This is a genomic window from Pseudomonas sp. BW7P1 (assembly GCF_024981055.1).
GTDB classification, from domain to species: Bacteria; Pseudomonadota; Gammaproteobacteria; order Pseudomonadales; family Pseudomonadaceae; genus Aquipseudomonas; species Aquipseudomonas bananamidigenes.
Map to the genome: position 1 here is coordinate 2,547,565 of NZ_CP103374.1, position 14,101 is coordinate 2,561,665.

Sequence of the window (14,101 nt, forward strand, 5' to 3'; positions counted from 1 at the left end):
AGCCGAACCGTACAGTCGAGTTGCAGAGTCACAGTACAGCGTTTGCGGGAAGAAATGACTTCGAACTTTCTCCCGTTGCGTCAACTCTCAACTTCTTGCAGGGAGGCGGAATCGGCTGAAAACCGAATCAATCGGTCAGAAAGCGTCATAGCCGTGTAAGCTTGTTTCCATTCCCCCATGGCCCCGACGGCCCACTGCACGAGCGACTACATGCAAGCAAAGGCCCGCGAGGTTCATGTACCACCGGTGTTGCAGGATCTGCGCGCCGGCACGGCCGAACTGCACATTGCACTGGAAAAGCGCCTTCCTTTCTTCTCCGACGCCCTTGATCTGCGCGCTTTCGAGCGATTGATGCGCGCCTATTACGGCTTTTATCAACCTCTCGAAGCCGCGTTGCGGGACAGCGGTGCGCTCCCGGCCGATTTCGATCTGGATACGCGCCTCAAGGCACCGACCCTGCAACGGGATCTGCAAGCGCTGGGCGCCAACGGTACGGACTTGTCCGACTGCCGGCAGTTACCCGTCATCGACTCCACCGCCGCAGCGCTGGGCGTTTTATATGTGCTGGAGGGCGCGACCCTCGGCGGTCAGATCCTGCGCCGGGAAATCGCCGCACGACTGGGCCTTGGCGCAGACAACGGCGCAGCGTTCCTGGACATCTACGGTGCTGCCACCGGCCGACGCTGGCGCGACTTCATCGAATACCTGGGCTGCCGCCCGATGGACACCGACGAGCGTGAAGCCGTCGTGGCGGCCGCCCACACCACATTCAGCTGTTTCGAGCGCTGGCTCGAGAGCCAGGAGGTTCTGGTATGACACCGCAAGACAAAGAAGCCTTTGAAGAGTTGCTGGCCAACTGTGCCGACGAGCCGATCCGTTTTCCCGGCGCGATCCAGCCGCACGGTCTGCTGTTGACCCTGAGCGAGCCGGAGCTTTCGATCATCCAGATCAGCGCCAACGTCGAGACGTTGCTCGCGCGCCCGGCTCAGGAACTGATCGGCCAGCCACTGCAAAGCCTGATCGGCGATGCCCATGCCGAACAGGTTCGCGAAGCCTTGCAGCAGCCGATCCTCTCCGACGCGCCGCCGCTGCATTTTCGCCTCAACGGCACGGCGTTCGAAGGTTTGCTGCATCGCCATCAGGATGTGTTGATCCTGGAGCTGGAAATCCACGTCGAAAACTTCCAGCCGCGTAACGTCGCCGGCACCGAAACCCACCTGGGGCGGATGCTCGCGCGCCTGCAAAAGGCCCAGAGCCTGCAAGCGCTGTACGACATCAGCGTCAAGGAAATCCAGGCCATGACCGGTTACGACCGGGTGCTGATCTATCGTTTCGAAGAAGAGGGCCATGGCCAGGTCATCGCCGAAGCGTCCGACCCGTCGATGGAAGTGTTCAACGGCTTGTTCTTCCCGGCATCCGATATCCCTGAGCAGGCCCGGGAGCTGTACCGCACCAACTGGTTGCGGATCATTCCGAACGCCGACTACCAGCCAGTGCCGCTGGTGCCCAAGCTGCGCCCGGACACCCAGACCCCGCTGGACCTGAGTTTCGCCACCTTGCGCAGCGTCTCGCCGATCCACTGCCAGTACATGAAGAACATGGGCGTGTTGTCGTCGATGAGCATTTCCCTGCTCAAGGGCGACAAGCTTTGGGGCCTGATCAGTTGCGGCAACCGCCAGCCGCTGCACGTGCCGCACGAATTGCGCACGGCGTGCCAGACCATCGGCCAGGTGCTGTCGTTGCAGATCAGCGCGATGGAAGCACTGGAAGTCAGCCGCCAGCGTGAGGAAAAGGTCGAAGCGCTGGCACTGCTCAATCGGGCGATGATCGACTCGCCGCAAAACGTCTTCGACGGCCTGGCCAACCAGCCACAGGTGCTGATGGCGCTGACCAATGCCGGCGGTATCGCGATCATCGAGGACAAGCAATTGCACCGTTACGGCAATTGCCCGGAGCCGGAGGAGATTCGTGCCCTGCACAAGTGGTTGCAGGAGCGTGGCGAGCCGGTGTTCGCCAGTCATCACCTGGCCAGCGTCTACCCGCCGGCCGCGCAGTATCAGCAGGTCGCCAGCGGCGTGCTCGCCATGAGCCTGCCCAAACCGGTGGACAACGGCGTGCTGTGGTTCCGCCCCGAAGTCAAAGAGAACATCAACTGGAGTGGCGATCCGCGCAAGCCGCTGGATCTGGAGAACTCCGACGCCGGCCTGCGCCTGCGGCCGCGTACTTCGTTCGAGATCTGGAAAGTCGAGATGGCCGGGATTTCCACCAAGTGGAGCCACGGCGACCTGTTTGCCGCCAACGACCTGCGCCGCTCGGCACTGGAAAACGACCTGGCACGCCAGGTGCGCCGCGAGCAGGAAGCGGTGCGCGCCCGCGATGAGCTGGTGGCGGTGGTTTCCCATGACCTGCGCAACCCGATGACCGTCATTTCGATGCTGTGCGGCATGATGCAGAAGGCTTTCAGCTCCGACGGACCGCATACCTCGCGGCGCATTTCCACGGCCATCGACACCATGCAGCAAGCCGCCGGGCGCATGAACACGTTGCTGGAAGACTTGCTCGACACCTCGAAAATCGACGCCGGGCGCTACACCATCGCGCCACAGAAACTCGATGTCGCGCAGATGTTCGAAGAGGCGCAATCACTGCTGGCGCCGCTGGCGCTGGACAAGGACATCAGCATCTCGTTCGAGGCCGATCCGGATCTGAGCATCCATGCCGACCCCGAGCGGCTGTTTCAGGTGCTGTCGAATCTGGTCGGCAACGCGATCAAGTTCACGCCACGCCTGGGCACGGTCGATGTGGTGGCCAGGTCGGTGGGTGATGACATCGTCTTCACCGTGCGTGACAGCGGTGAAGGCATTCCCAAGGATCACCTGCCGCATGTGTTCGACCGCTACTGGACGGTAAAGGAAGGCAACCCGAACGGCACCGGGCTGGGCCTGTACATCACGCAGGGCATCGTTGAGGCCCACGGCGGGCGGATCGTTGCCGAGAGTGAGCCGGGGCAGGGCAGCGAGTTCCGCTTTACCGTGCCGCGTCTGGACTGAGCAGCGGATCGCGCCGGGTGGCTTGCAACATGGCCACCCATTCGGCGGCGAAGCGATGGCAGTCGCCGGGCCAGCGTGCGGTGAGCAGTTGACCGTCGCGCACCGCAAATCCGGCTTGAGGTTTCTGCGCGCAATCGCGTTTGGCGATCAGCGGCCCGCGTACAAAGTCGGCCTTGCTGGCCAGTGCGGTTTTCACTTCTGCCTCGACCGTCTGTTTGTAGGTGCGGTAGTAGCGTCCCAGCCACGCAGCGGTCATCAGCCACGCCGGCAGTTCCATGGTTGCCGCGAGCAACGTCGTGACTTTGCGCCCGAACAACACCGAACGCCCGGTGTCCGGATCGAGGGTGCGGGCCAGCAACAGCACGCCGTGACACACCGCTGCCACGGGTTTTCCGGCCTTGAAAAATTGCAGGGCGATCTGCCGGGCCTGCGTGGACTCCAACAGTGTGCGCATCCCCTTGGCATGACCGCCGGGGATCAGTAAACCGTCAAACGGCGTCGTGTCGACATCGGCATACGCCAGCGGCTGCCTGAACGCCTCGGACTCGATCATCTGCGTGTAACTGTGAAGGTCGGCTTTGCGCGTCATCAGCATCGAACTCAGCAAGCCGAAGCCGATATCCACCAATCGTGGATCAGCGTGGGCGGGCAAGCCCTGCGGCGTGGCAAAGCGCACTTCGATGCCCGCATTACGCATCGCCTGCCAGGGCACGCTGCTTTCGGTGGGATCGTAATCGGCGGCTGGCAACAGCATCAGAATCATGGAGGCGACGTCCTGGTCGAGAGTGGTCACTGAGGTAGAGCGTAGTGGGTCTGCGCGTGCGGGGGGTAATTTCCTTCAATACTGCCCGGTGTGCGCTGGCTACTGTGCTCGCCTTGTTCCTCGATTTGAAGCAGGTGTGCGATGAGTCTGATTGTGTCGATGGCGGCGTTTGCCCTGGCTGCGTCCATTACCCCGGGGCCGGTGAATATCGTGGCGTTGAGTTCGGGGGCGCAATTCGGCTTTCGCGCCAGTCAGCGGCACGTGGCCGGGGCGACGCTGGGGTTCGTGTTGTTGCTGGTGCTGATGGGACTGGGGCTTCACGAAGTATTGAAACAGTGGCCGTCGCTGACCCGCGTGGTGCAACTGGCCGGGGTGGCGTTTCTGCTGTTCATGGCCTGGAAACTGGCCACCGATGATGGGCAGTTGAATACGGGAGAATCGGGCAGGGCGCCGTCGATGCTCTATGGTGCGGTCATGCAATGGCTCAACCCCAAGGCGTGGCTGGCTTGCGTGGCGGGGATGGGCGCGTTTGTCGCCGATGGCGAGGCGCGGCTGGTGTGGCAGTTTGCGGCGGTGTATCTGGTGATCTGCTATCTGTCGGTGGGGTGCTGGGTGTATGCCGGGACGTTTTTGCGTGGCTATCTCGGGAATCCGGCGGGAATGCGCTTGTTCAATCGGGTGATGGCGTTGCTGTTGGCAGTGAGTGCGGGGTATTTGCTGTTGCCGTAAGCGCGGCGGGCCTTGGGTTTAAAGGTGTTTAAGGATGCTTCCGGCAAGCCACAACACCTTGCGCCATTGCCTACGCATCCGCCAGAATCCGCCGGCTTGTGGGCCTTGGGGCCGGGTTTTATCGTGTGCCGGTCGCTGACGAATCAGCGACCGGGTTTCGCAGCCCGGATCAATCAAGGCGCCCAGAGCGTCGTTTCCGTTCAGCTTTTTTTGGCTGATCGCGTAATGGCGGTTGTGCGCGGGATACCTTCGGGTATGCCGGGTTCCTTGATTCCCGGTCTGCGAACCCGCGTACAGCTGCCACCTCCATTCGTTTCGCAGCGAACCGTGGCAGCTCCATAAATCAGGGAGCTTCACAATGATCAAACCAACGCCAAACCCGCCTGAAACCGATACCACCTCGCCCTACGAAACCCTCGACTCGAAGAAATTCCACGAAGCCGCCGAGCGCGCCCTCGATCACTACCTCAATCCGTTCCAACCCAGAAAACCGCTGCTCAAACCCGGCACCCGCTACCTCATCGCCCCCGGCATCGCGAACGAAGAACTGCTGGCCGACGCCTGCGAGACCCTGACCTCAGCCAAAACCATGGCCAGCGATTTCGCCGGGATGATCGATGCGCCGCAGCGGCATGTGCTGTTGGGCATCGGGCAGCTGATCATGCTGGCGGAACTGGCGGTGAATCGGGTGCTGGATAATCTGGAACTGAAGGCTGATTCAAACCTGTAGCCAGGTGAGCGATTGTGGCGAGGGAGCTTGCTCCCGCCGGTTTGCGAAGCAGCTCCCGAAAAGTATTGCGAGCGCTTCGCACTCGAGCGGGAGCAAGCTCCCTCGCCACAGATTTCGCCAGACAAAAATCGGAAAACAAACGAAGGGGACGCATTTATTTACCTGCGGCAAAGTCATGACCAATGACTTCACCCGCTACCCCCACGGCTCGCAGCAACGCGGGCCGTTTTGTTGTTATCCCCGATACTGCCCCGGCGTCGCCGCCAGATGCTGCTTGAACGCCCGCTGGAAATGCGCCTGGTCAGCAAACCCCGCCTCCAGTGCCACATCCGCAATCAACCGCCCGCGACGCAGACACTCCCGGGCAAACTGAATACGCTGGTTGACCAAAAACGCATGAGGCGTCATGCCGAAGTGCTGTTTGAAGGCGCGGATCAGATAGGACGGCGACAGTTCGGCAGCGGCGCAGATGTCGTCGAGGCTGAGCAGTTCCGTGCAGTGCTGGCGAATGAAATCGGCGGCGCGTTCGAGTTTGAAGTTGGGTTCGCGAAGCGGTTGCTCGATGGGGTTCAGGCGCCGTTGCAGGTCGCTGAAGAATTCTACGCAGGCGCTCTGTTTGCGCAGCAGGTCTTGCTGATCGTCGACCAATACCGCGTACAACGCATTCAAATCGCGAAACAGGCGGGCGTCATTCAAATGGGTATCGGAAAACCGCCGGAACTCAAGCGCCGCACTGAACCCCAATTGATGCTGCAGATCCGTCAGCCACGGCGTTTCCACGTACAGCATCAGATACGACCACGGCTGATCGTCGATGGGGTTGCACGCGTGGACATCCCCCGGATTCATCAACACCACCGTGCCGGCCGCCACTTCGAATGAGGATTGCTCATGCACATAGGTGCTTCGGCCGGCGGTGATTGCGCCGATGGAGAAGTGCGCGTGGGAGTGCCGTGAATAGCAGACTTCGCGGCCATCGGCGATGGCCCGCGCTTCGATGAAGGGCAGGGCGTCGTCGCGCCAGAAGCGTGGGGCTTGTTCGGTTTTTTTGGCGGCAGCGTGTTTCATCGTTATGGTTCTCGGCAGGCCTGTGCCTGAGTGTATTAGCTCTGGCCGGCGAAGGCTCGCTCGAGTTCGGCGATGTCGAGTTTTTTCATCCCGAGCATGGCCTGCATGGCGCGTTGGGTTTTGGCGGTGTCAGGGTCGGTCATCATGTGCATGAACGCCACCGGGACGATCTGCCAGGACACGCCGAACTTGTCCTTGAGCCAGCCGCATTGCTGCGCTTGCACCGGCCCGCCGGCACTGAGGTTGCCCCAGAAATGGTCGACTTCTTCCTGGTTCTGGCAATTGACCTGAAACGAAATCGCCTCATTGAACTTGAACAGCGGCCCGCCATTGAGCCCGGTGAATGTATGGCCGTCGAGTTCAAAACTGACGGTCATCACCGAGCCTTCGGGGCGTCCGTGAAACTCCTGGCCGGCCTTGCCGTAGTGAGTGACGGCGGTGATTTTCGAGTGGTCGAAGATCGAGCAGTAAAACTTCGCCGCCGCTTCGGCCTGATCGTCGAACCACAGGCACGGTGTGATTTTCTGGAAACGTTGCATGGCAGTCATCCTCGGCAGGTTGGACACGCTGGATTGACAGTCTAGTCCGCTTGGCCGCCATGGGATGGCGGTTCCCGTGTTCAGCTCAGGCCCGGGGCCGACGATGCGTCTCTTCGCTCGGCCACCAGCAACAAGGATTGCGGCGCAGGGCTTTGCGGATGCTGCGGCTCGCGCAGGCTGCTCAACTGAAAGCCGGCCATGTCCAGCGCATTGAGCCAACTGGACAGGGTGCGGAAATACCATGGCATCGGCTGCCACTGGCCCTTGAAGCCGTCGAAGGTTTCCTCCCGCCAGCCATCCTGATAATCACCGGCGGCCACCGACCACGGATGCAGCGTCTGGATCACCAGCGCACCGCCAGGCACGAGCAGGGCGTTCATGGCGGCAAGCAGCGGGATGATGTCCTGATGCAGCAGGGAAAAATTGGCGCAGATCAGGTCGTAATCGCGGCCGATGTCGACTTTCGCTTCTGCCAGCTCTTCATAGCTGGCGACGTACACAGGAGACGATCCCGCCGCTTGTGCCGCCTCGACCAGCGTGGCATCACCGTCCACGCCGACGGTGTCGATCCCTCGCTCGACAAGTGCCCGCAACAGCCAGCCTTCGCCGCATCCCAGATCGAGTACGCGCTCCGGCTGGCGCCCCGTCACTGCCAACAGAATCGCCTGATCGGTGACTTGTTGGCGGCTTTCGATGGCGCCGCTGCGGATGGCTTGCGTCCAGGCCTGAGCGTTGTGGCTCCAGCTCTGGAGGAGGGTGGATTCAGGCGAGGACATGGCGAACTCCGAGGATGCGGATACAGGCAAGGATAGGTCAGGTGCCCTCCGCCAGACGAATCCGGTTGCGTCCGCCGCGCTTGGATTCGTAGAGCGCGCTGTCGCCCTGTTCGATCAATGCCGCGAGGCTGGCCGGCGGTTGGTCGAAGACTTTGGCGCCAATGCTCAGGGTGACGGCCTGCGGTGTGCTGTAGGTCTCTGAGGTCAGTGCCTGAAACTGTTCGCGCAGCCCACTGCCCAGCAGCATGATCTGTTCGTGAGCGGCATCGCCCAGCAACATGACGAATTCGTCACCGCCCAGCCTTGCCGCCAGCGCGCCCTGGGGCAGCTGTGAACGGATCATTTCGCTGAGCGAGATCAGCAGGCGGTCGCCGGCGGTGTGGCCATACAGATCGTTGATCAGTTTGAAGTTGTCGATGTCGATCAGCAGCAGGGCGCCGGGGCGATCGCTGGACACTTGATCGAACAGGCGCGGGGCGCGGACTTCGAGGGCGCGGCGGTTGTACAGCGCGGTCAGCGGGTCCCGGGCGGCCAGTTCGGCGATCTGTTTTTCCCGGCGGTAGCGCTCGGTGCCGGTCATCGACAGTGCAATCAGCATGATCGCCATGGCGCCTTCGACCAGGGAAATCTGAATGATCGTGCCGCGAAACGCCGTCAGATCAATCAGCGTACCCGGTACCACCGCCGTGATTGCCTTGGCGAAATAGAACACTCCGTGAAGCAACAGCACATAGCGCAGTTGCACGGCGCCGATGCTCAGCGAACGGCCGTGAGGGCGCAGCAACAGGCTGGCCCGCAGCATCAACGCGGCCACCAGCAGCGAGTTGGCCATCAGCATGATCTTCGACCACGACGGGTCATCCGGTAACAGCAGCAACGCCAGCCAGAGCAGGAAGATCAAGTACCAGGCTCGCGTTAACGAGCGCTGGGTAAACCGCGCAACACCCAGCAGGAACAACCAGTGAGCGACCACCAGCAGGCCGTTGGCGAACCAGATGCCGAGCAGCGGAAAACCGTTGGCGCGCAAGAGGGCCAGGCTCGAGCCGACGGTGATGGTGGCGAAACCGGCGCTCCAGAACAGCAACGAGGTTTCGCGGATGCTGCGCCATTCGACCGCCAGGTACAGGGCGGCTGCCGCTGCCAGGGCGACGGAAAGGGTGAGCATCGTAAGGGGGTCGAGCGCCATGAAGGGAAGGGTCTGTCTGAGTAGTGTTAATGGGCCACGATTGTAAGCGTTCCCCCGGAGGGCTGCTATTTTCACTCACCGGATATTCCATTTTCAGACGAGGTGTCCCATGGACCGATTGACCGGTGGTTGTCTGTGCGGCGAGGTGCGTATCGAGGCGTCAGGACGACCCTGGCGGGTTGGTGTCTGTCACTGTCTTGATTGCCGCAAACACCATGGTGCGCTGTTTGCGTCGGCGGCGATTTTTCCGGCGGACGCGGTGACCATTACGGGCGAAACCCGAGACTATGCCGGACGGTTTTTCTGCCCGCGCTGTGGATCGTCGGTGTTCGGCCGCAGTGGTGATGAAATCGAGATCAGTCTGGGCGCGCTGGATGCGCCCGATCAATTGAAGCCGACTTATGAACTCTGGACCGTGCGTCGCGAGTCGTGGCTGCCAGCCTTTCCCGTGGCCAGACATTACGTGCGTGATCGTGAAGGTTGCGGACGAACCGAAGAATAGCCGGGGCCAGAGAGCGGCTGACCCCGGCCAACGGGATCAGCCGCGAATGAAGGCCAGCAGATCCGCGTTGATGGTGGGCGCCTCGGTGGTCGGCATGCCGTGAGGGAAGCCCGGATAAATCTTCAGCGTGCTGTTTTTCAGCAATTTGGCCGACAGCACGCCGGCGTTTTCGTACGGCACGATCTGGTCGTCATCGCCGTGCATCACCAGCACCGGAATCGAAATGCCTTTCAGGTCTTCGGTGAAGTCGGTCTGCGAGAAGGCGACAATCCCGTCGTAATGCGCCTTGGCGCCGCCCATCATGCCCTGACGCCACCAATTGAGCACGACCGGCTCCGAAGGCTTCGCTCCCGGCCGGTTGTAGCCATAGAACGGTCCGGCCGGCACATCGTGATAGAACTGCGCGCGATTGGCCGCCAATTGGGCTTGAAGATCGTCGAACACCGACTTCGGCAGACCACCCGGATTGCTTTCGGTCTTCACCATCAGTGGCGGTACGGCGCTGATGATTGCGGCTTTGGAGACCCGATCCTCGCCATGCCGGGCGATGTAATGGATGACTTCACCGCCACCAGTGGAGTGGCCGACGTGCACGGCTTTCTGCGTCCCCAGATGATTGACCACCGCCGCCACGTCGTCGGCGTAGTGATCCATGTCGTGGCCGTCCCAGACCTGGCTCGAGCGACCGTGACCGCGTCGGTCGTGGGCCACCACCCGGAAGCCCTGAGCGAGGAAGAACAGCATCTGCGCATCCCAGTCGTCCGCGCTCAGCGGCCAGCCGTGGTGGAAGTGAATCACCGGGGCGTCTTTCGGGCCCCAGTCCTTGTAGAAGATTTCGACGCCGTCTTTCGTTGTGACATAGCCCATGTTTGCTACTCCTGAAAATGCGGAACGAAAACGTGAAGGGGTGAAGACAAGCGCTATGAACTCTAGGATTGAATTGAACTTGAAGGTCAAGCAAGTTCCGAACGGTCATCGCTGGCGTGAATGGTGCGCCATAGCCGCAGTGCGCTTGACCTTAAAGTTCGGTTGAACCTTAGAGTCTTGTTCACCGGCCCTCCGCCGGAGCATTCAGCGAGAAGGTCAGCGGACATGAACAAGCGCTTTAGAGAGGTGGAATTCGGATCGCACAAGGTCGAGGTGCTGGAGGGCGGTTATTACGACCGTTTCCGTATGAACCCCAACCTCGACGAAGTGGCCCGGGACAAGGCTGCCGGCAACATTGATTTCTTTCGGCGCATTCCCAAGCAGCAGGTGGTGTCCAGAGTCGGGCCGACCTGGGCGCCAAACTTCTATTACCGTTCCGGCAGCGTGCAGTTGTTGTTCCTCGCACCGCTGGACCGCTTGCGCGCTACGTTGCCGGCACCGCTTGAACCGCTGCGGGCGTTTCCCGGCTACGGGCTGGTGGCGCTGACGTTTTTTTCCTACTCGGTTTGCGACAACGATCCGTACGACGAGGTCTCCGTGGCGATTGTCGTGCGTCGCCCCGGTGCCCGAGGCTCCCACGCGCTGGAACTGATGGACGCCATGCGCCGGCGCAACTTCACCGCCCATGTGCTGGCGCTGCCGGTGAACACGGACATTGCCCGGGTGCGCGGCGTGCACGGCTATCAACTGCCCAAGTGGCGCGCCGATATCAACGTGAACATCGGCAACAGCATCAGCGCCCGCATTGACGGGCCCAAAGGCCTGCCGGATCTGATCCTGAAAGCGCCGCTGCCGACCCTGAAAAACGTCACACCGCAATCACGCATGAGCACCGCGACCATGATTCATCACGTCGATGGTCTGTGGCATCAGAGCGTGGTGCAGAGCAACACATTGTCCTTTGCCCAGCGTCTGTTTCCGCGCGATGTGCAGCTGGATCGCAACGGTGGCCCGCTGAGCCAGTTGCTCGATGGCCTCGGGGCTTCGCGGATCCTGCGCCTGGACGTGATCAAGGACGCCCAGATCGTGCTTCATCTGCCGGTACCGCTGACGACGCAGCCATGACCGGTGGTCGCAGCGGCTGGTCGTTGGATGAAAATGCGCTTAGCTGAAAGGGATAAGCCGAGGCGGGCACAGCATTGACGGCTGTAGCCGCGCCCCCTTCAGAACACCGTGAGTCTGAGGAAATCCCCGATGCTGACCTTGAACATCAATGGCAAGGATCAGGAGCTCGATGTCCCCGCGGACATGCCGTTGCTCTGGGTTCTGCGCGATGTCGCGCACCTGACCGGCACCAAGTTCGGTTGCGGCATGGCCCAGTGCGGGGCCTGCACCGTGCATGTCGATGGCGCGCCGCTGCGCTCCTGCATTACGCCGGCAACCGCCGTCGCCCATGGCCAGAAAATTCTCACCATCGAAGGTCTGTCGACCGATGGTTCGCACCCGGTGCAACAGGCCTGGGCGGAGCTGGACGTGGTGCAGTGCGGCTACTGCCAGTCCGGGCAGATCATGTCCGCCGCCGCGTTGCTGGCGAAGATCCCCAAACCCACCGACAGCGACATCGATCAGGCGCTCTCCGGCAATATCTGCCGCTGCGGCACGTATCCAAGAATCCGCGCCGCGGTCAAACGTGCTGCCGACATCGGCTGAGCGAGGGGAGGTGAGCGATGAACAGTCCTGTATCCCGTCGCGGATTTCTCAAGGGCAGCGCCGTGTTGGGCGGTGGTCTTGTCGTGGCCTTCATGGTGCCCGGCGCCAACCGGTTTGCCACGGCGGCGGAAAATGAAGGCAAGGTATTTGCGCCGAACGCGTTTCTGCGCATTGCGGCGGACAACAGCGTCACCGTGCTGCTCGGGCATTCGGAAATGGGCCAGGGCATCTGGACCGGCCTGACCATGCTGATCGCCGAAGAGCTGGATGCCGACTGGTCGAAGATCCGTGTCGAGCATTCGCCGGCCTCGGCTGCCGACTACGGCATGCCGGCGTTTGGCGGAATGCAGATCACCGGCGGTTCGACCTCGACCTGGATGGAGTTCGACCGCTACCGACTTGCGGGCGCTACGGCGAGGCACATGTTGATCGAGGCGGCGGCCAAGCGTTTCAACGTGGCACCTTCGACGATTCGCACCGAATCCGGCGTGGTGATTGCCGGTGACAAGCGCGCCACCTACGGCGAACTGGCGGACGCCGCCGGGCAACTGCCGGTGCCGGATCCGAAGTCGATCACTTTCAAACAGGCCAAGGACTGGAAAGTCATCGGCAAACCCACCAGACGTCTCGACACCCCGGAGAAAATCACCGGTCGTGCCAGGTTCGGCATGGACGTGCAGTTCGACGGCTTGATGACGGCCATGGTCGCTCGGGCGCCGGTGTTCGGGGCCAGCGTCAAATCCTTCGAAGGTGCGCAGGCGCTGGCCATTCCCGGCGTGCGCAAAGTGGTGCAGGTGCCGACCGGGGTGGCGGTGATTGCCGATCATTACTGGGCGGCGAAGCTCGGTCGTGATGCATTGAAAGTCGATTGGGATCTGGGGCCGCACGCGGATCTGAGTAGCGAAAAGCTGCTGGCGAGTTTCCGCAAACTCGCCGCCACACCGGGCATTCCCGCCAGTCAGGCTGGCGACGCCAAGGGCAGTTTTGGCAAGGCTGCGAAGAAAATCGATGTCGAGTACAGCGTGCCGTATCTGGCTCATGCGCCGATGGAACCGCTCAATTGCACGGTGAAAATCACCGCCGACAAATGCGAGATCTGGACCGGTACTCAATTCCAAACGCTCGATCAAATGGTTGCCGGCAAGATCACCGGGCTGAAACCGGAGCAGGTGGAAATCCACACTGAATTCCTCGGCGGCGGCTTCGGGCGCAGGGCCAACCCGACGTCGGACTTTGTCGCCGAAGCGGTGCAAGTGGCGAAGGCTGCCGCGATGCCGGTGAAAACCGTGTGGTCGCGGGAGGACGACATTCGCGGCGGCTACTACCGCTCGATGTTCCTGCATCAGGCGCGAATCGGCCTCGGCGCCGACGGCATGCCGCTGGCGTGGCAGCACGTGCTGGTCGGGCAGTCGATCATGGCCGGCACCATGCTGGAACAAACCATGGTCAAGAACGGCGTCGACCAGACCTCGGTCGAGGGTGTGGCCGACAGTCCGTACATTCAGGGACTGGCGGATCATCAAGTCGATCTGCATTCGCCGGCCACCGGGATCAACGTGCTGTGGTTGCGTTCGGTGGGCCATAGCCACAGCGCGTTTGTCATGGAGTCGCTGATCGATGAGATGGCCACGGCGGCCGGCAAGGATCCGGTGGAGTACCGTCGAGCGCTGCTCAAGGACCATGCCCGGCACCTCGGCGTGTTGAATCTGGCGGTGGAGAAGGCCGACTGGAAAGCGCCGTTGCCGGATGGGCATGCGCTAGGCGTGGCGGTACACGAATCTTTTGGCAGTTACGTGGCGCAAGTGGCCGAGGTGTCCCAGGACAATCTGAAGATCCGAGTGCACCGGGTGGTGTGCGCGGTGGATTGCGGGATCGCGGTCAATCCGCAGAGCATCGCGGCGCAGATGGAGTCGTGCATCACTTTCGGTCTGGGCATGGCGCTGCACAGCAAGCTGACGCTCAAGGATGGCCAGGTCGTGCAATCCAACTATCACGACTATCAAGTGTTGCGGCTGAACGAGATGCCGGTGGTCGAGGTGCATATCGTGCCGAGCACCGACAAGCCCGGCGGCATCGGCGAGGCCGGTGTGCCTCCCACGGCGCCGGCGGTGGCCAACGCAGTGTTCGCCCTGACCGGGCAGCGTCTGCGGGAACTGCCGCTGCAACTGTCGGGGGTGTGAG

14 protein-coding genes are annotated in these 14,101 nt (G+C 61.9%); 8 read left to right on the top strand and 6 right to left on the bottom strand.

Annotated elements, in window-relative coordinates; genetic code table 11:
• Window positions 1-210: 210 nt before the first annotated feature.
• Window positions 211-816, top strand: a complete 606-nt coding sequence (locus tag NWV16_RS11540) for a biliverdin-producing heme oxygenase (RefSeq protein ID WP_260523113.1) — start codon at window positions 211-213, stop codon at window positions 814-816.
• Window positions 813-3,050 carry an ATP-binding protein gene (locus NWV16_RS11545; RefSeq protein ID WP_260523114.1) on the top strand — a complete coding sequence of 746 codons (2,238 nt, stop codon included), beginning with the start codon at window positions 813-815 and terminating at the stop codon, window positions 3,048-3,050. Before NWV16_RS11540 ends, NWV16_RS11545 begins: the two co-directional genes overlap by 4 nt.
• Here the strand turns inward: NWV16_RS11545 and NWV16_RS11550 are convergent.
• Window positions 3,028-3,813: a type 1 glutamine amidotransferase domain-containing protein gene (locus NWV16_RS11550; RefSeq protein ID WP_260523115.1), complete on the bottom strand. Its 786-nt coding sequence runs from the start codon at window positions 3,811-3,813 to the stop codon at window positions 3,028-3,030. The two genes, NWV16_RS11545 and NWV16_RS11550, sit on opposite strands and share 23 nt — an antisense overlap.
• Before the next feature lie 141 nt (window positions 3,814-3,954).
• On the opposite strand from NWV16_RS11550, the gene NWV16_RS11555 reads away from it, so the two are divergent.
• Window positions 3,955-4,542, top strand: coding sequence for a LysE family translocator (locus NWV16_RS11555; protein WP_260523116.1), 588 nt, complete (start codon window positions 3,955-3,957; stop codon window positions 4,540-4,542).
• A 358-nt stretch (window positions 4,543-4,900) separates the two neighbouring features.
• Window positions 4,901-5,272, top strand: coding sequence for a DUF6124 family protein (locus NWV16_RS11560; RefSeq protein ID WP_260523117.1), 372 nt, complete (start codon window positions 4,901-4,903; stop codon window positions 5,270-5,272).
• A 234-nt stretch (window positions 5,273-5,506) separates the two neighbouring features.
• Here the strand turns inward: NWV16_RS11560 and NWV16_RS11565 are convergent, their stop codons facing one another.
• The 4 genes from NWV16_RS11565 to NWV16_RS11580 all read right to left on the bottom strand — a co-directional run bounded on the left by NWV16_RS11565 (window position 5,507) and on the right by NWV16_RS11580 (window position 8,841).
• Complete coding sequence (locus tag NWV16_RS11565) at window positions 5,507-6,340, bottom strand: AraC family transcriptional regulator (RefSeq protein ID WP_260523118.1); 834 nt, start codon at window positions 6,338-6,340, stop codon at window positions 5,507-5,509.
• Between the two features lie 35 nt (window positions 6,341-6,375).
• The gene (locus NWV16_RS11570) at window positions 6,376-6,879 is read right to left on the bottom strand and encodes a VOC family protein (protein ID WP_260523119.1); all 504 of its coding nucleotides are present in this window, start codon (window positions 6,877-6,879) and stop codon (window positions 6,376-6,378) included.
• Window positions 6,880-6,959: 80 nt separating this feature from the next.
• Window positions 6,960-7,655 (bottom strand): class I SAM-dependent methyltransferase, encoded by a 696-nt coding sequence (locus NWV16_RS11575; protein WP_260523120.1) that lies wholly within the window; start codon window positions 7,653-7,655, stop codon window positions 6,960-6,962.
• A 37-nt stretch (window positions 7,656-7,692) separates the two neighbouring features.
• Window positions 7,693-8,841, bottom strand: a complete 1,149-nt coding sequence (locus NWV16_RS11580) for a GGDEF domain-containing protein (protein WP_260523121.1) — start codon at window positions 8,839-8,841, stop codon at window positions 7,693-7,695.
• A gap of 109 nt (window positions 8,842-8,950) precedes the next feature.
• On the opposite strand from NWV16_RS11580, the gene NWV16_RS11585 reads away from it, so the two are divergent.
• Window positions 8,951-9,343, top strand: coding sequence for a GFA family protein (locus tag NWV16_RS11585; protein ID WP_260523122.1), 393 nt, complete (start codon window positions 8,951-8,953; stop codon window positions 9,341-9,343).
• Window positions 9,344-9,379: 36 nt separating this feature from the next.
• Here NWV16_RS11585 and NWV16_RS11590 read toward each other — a convergent pair whose 3' ends face one another.
• Window positions 9,380-10,210, bottom strand: coding sequence for an alpha/beta fold hydrolase (locus NWV16_RS11590; protein WP_065260303.1), 831 nt, complete (start codon window positions 10,208-10,210; stop codon window positions 9,380-9,382).
• A gap of 225 nt (window positions 10,211-10,435) precedes the next feature.
• Between NWV16_RS11590 and NWV16_RS11595 the strand changes: the two genes are divergently transcribed.
• The 3 genes from NWV16_RS11595 to NWV16_RS11605 all read left to right on the top strand — a co-directional run bounded on the left by NWV16_RS11595 (window position 10,436) and on the right by NWV16_RS11605 (window position 14,100).
• Complete coding sequence (locus NWV16_RS11595) at window positions 10,436-11,335, top strand: acetoacetate decarboxylase family protein (protein WP_260523123.1); 900 nt, start codon at window positions 10,436-10,438, stop codon at window positions 11,333-11,335.
• A gap of 129 nt (window positions 11,336-11,464) precedes the next feature.
• Window positions 11,465-11,920, top strand: a complete 456-nt coding sequence (locus tag NWV16_RS11600; protein WP_085708608.1) for a (2Fe-2S)-binding protein — start codon at window positions 11,465-11,467, stop codon at window positions 11,918-11,920.
• Window positions 11,921-11,937: 17 nt separating this feature from the next.
• Complete coding sequence (locus NWV16_RS11605) at window positions 11,938-14,100, top strand: xanthine dehydrogenase family protein molybdopterin-binding subunit (RefSeq protein ID WP_260523124.1); 2,163 nt, start codon at window positions 11,938-11,940, stop codon at window positions 14,098-14,100.
• Window position 14,101: the final 1 nt, after the last annotated feature.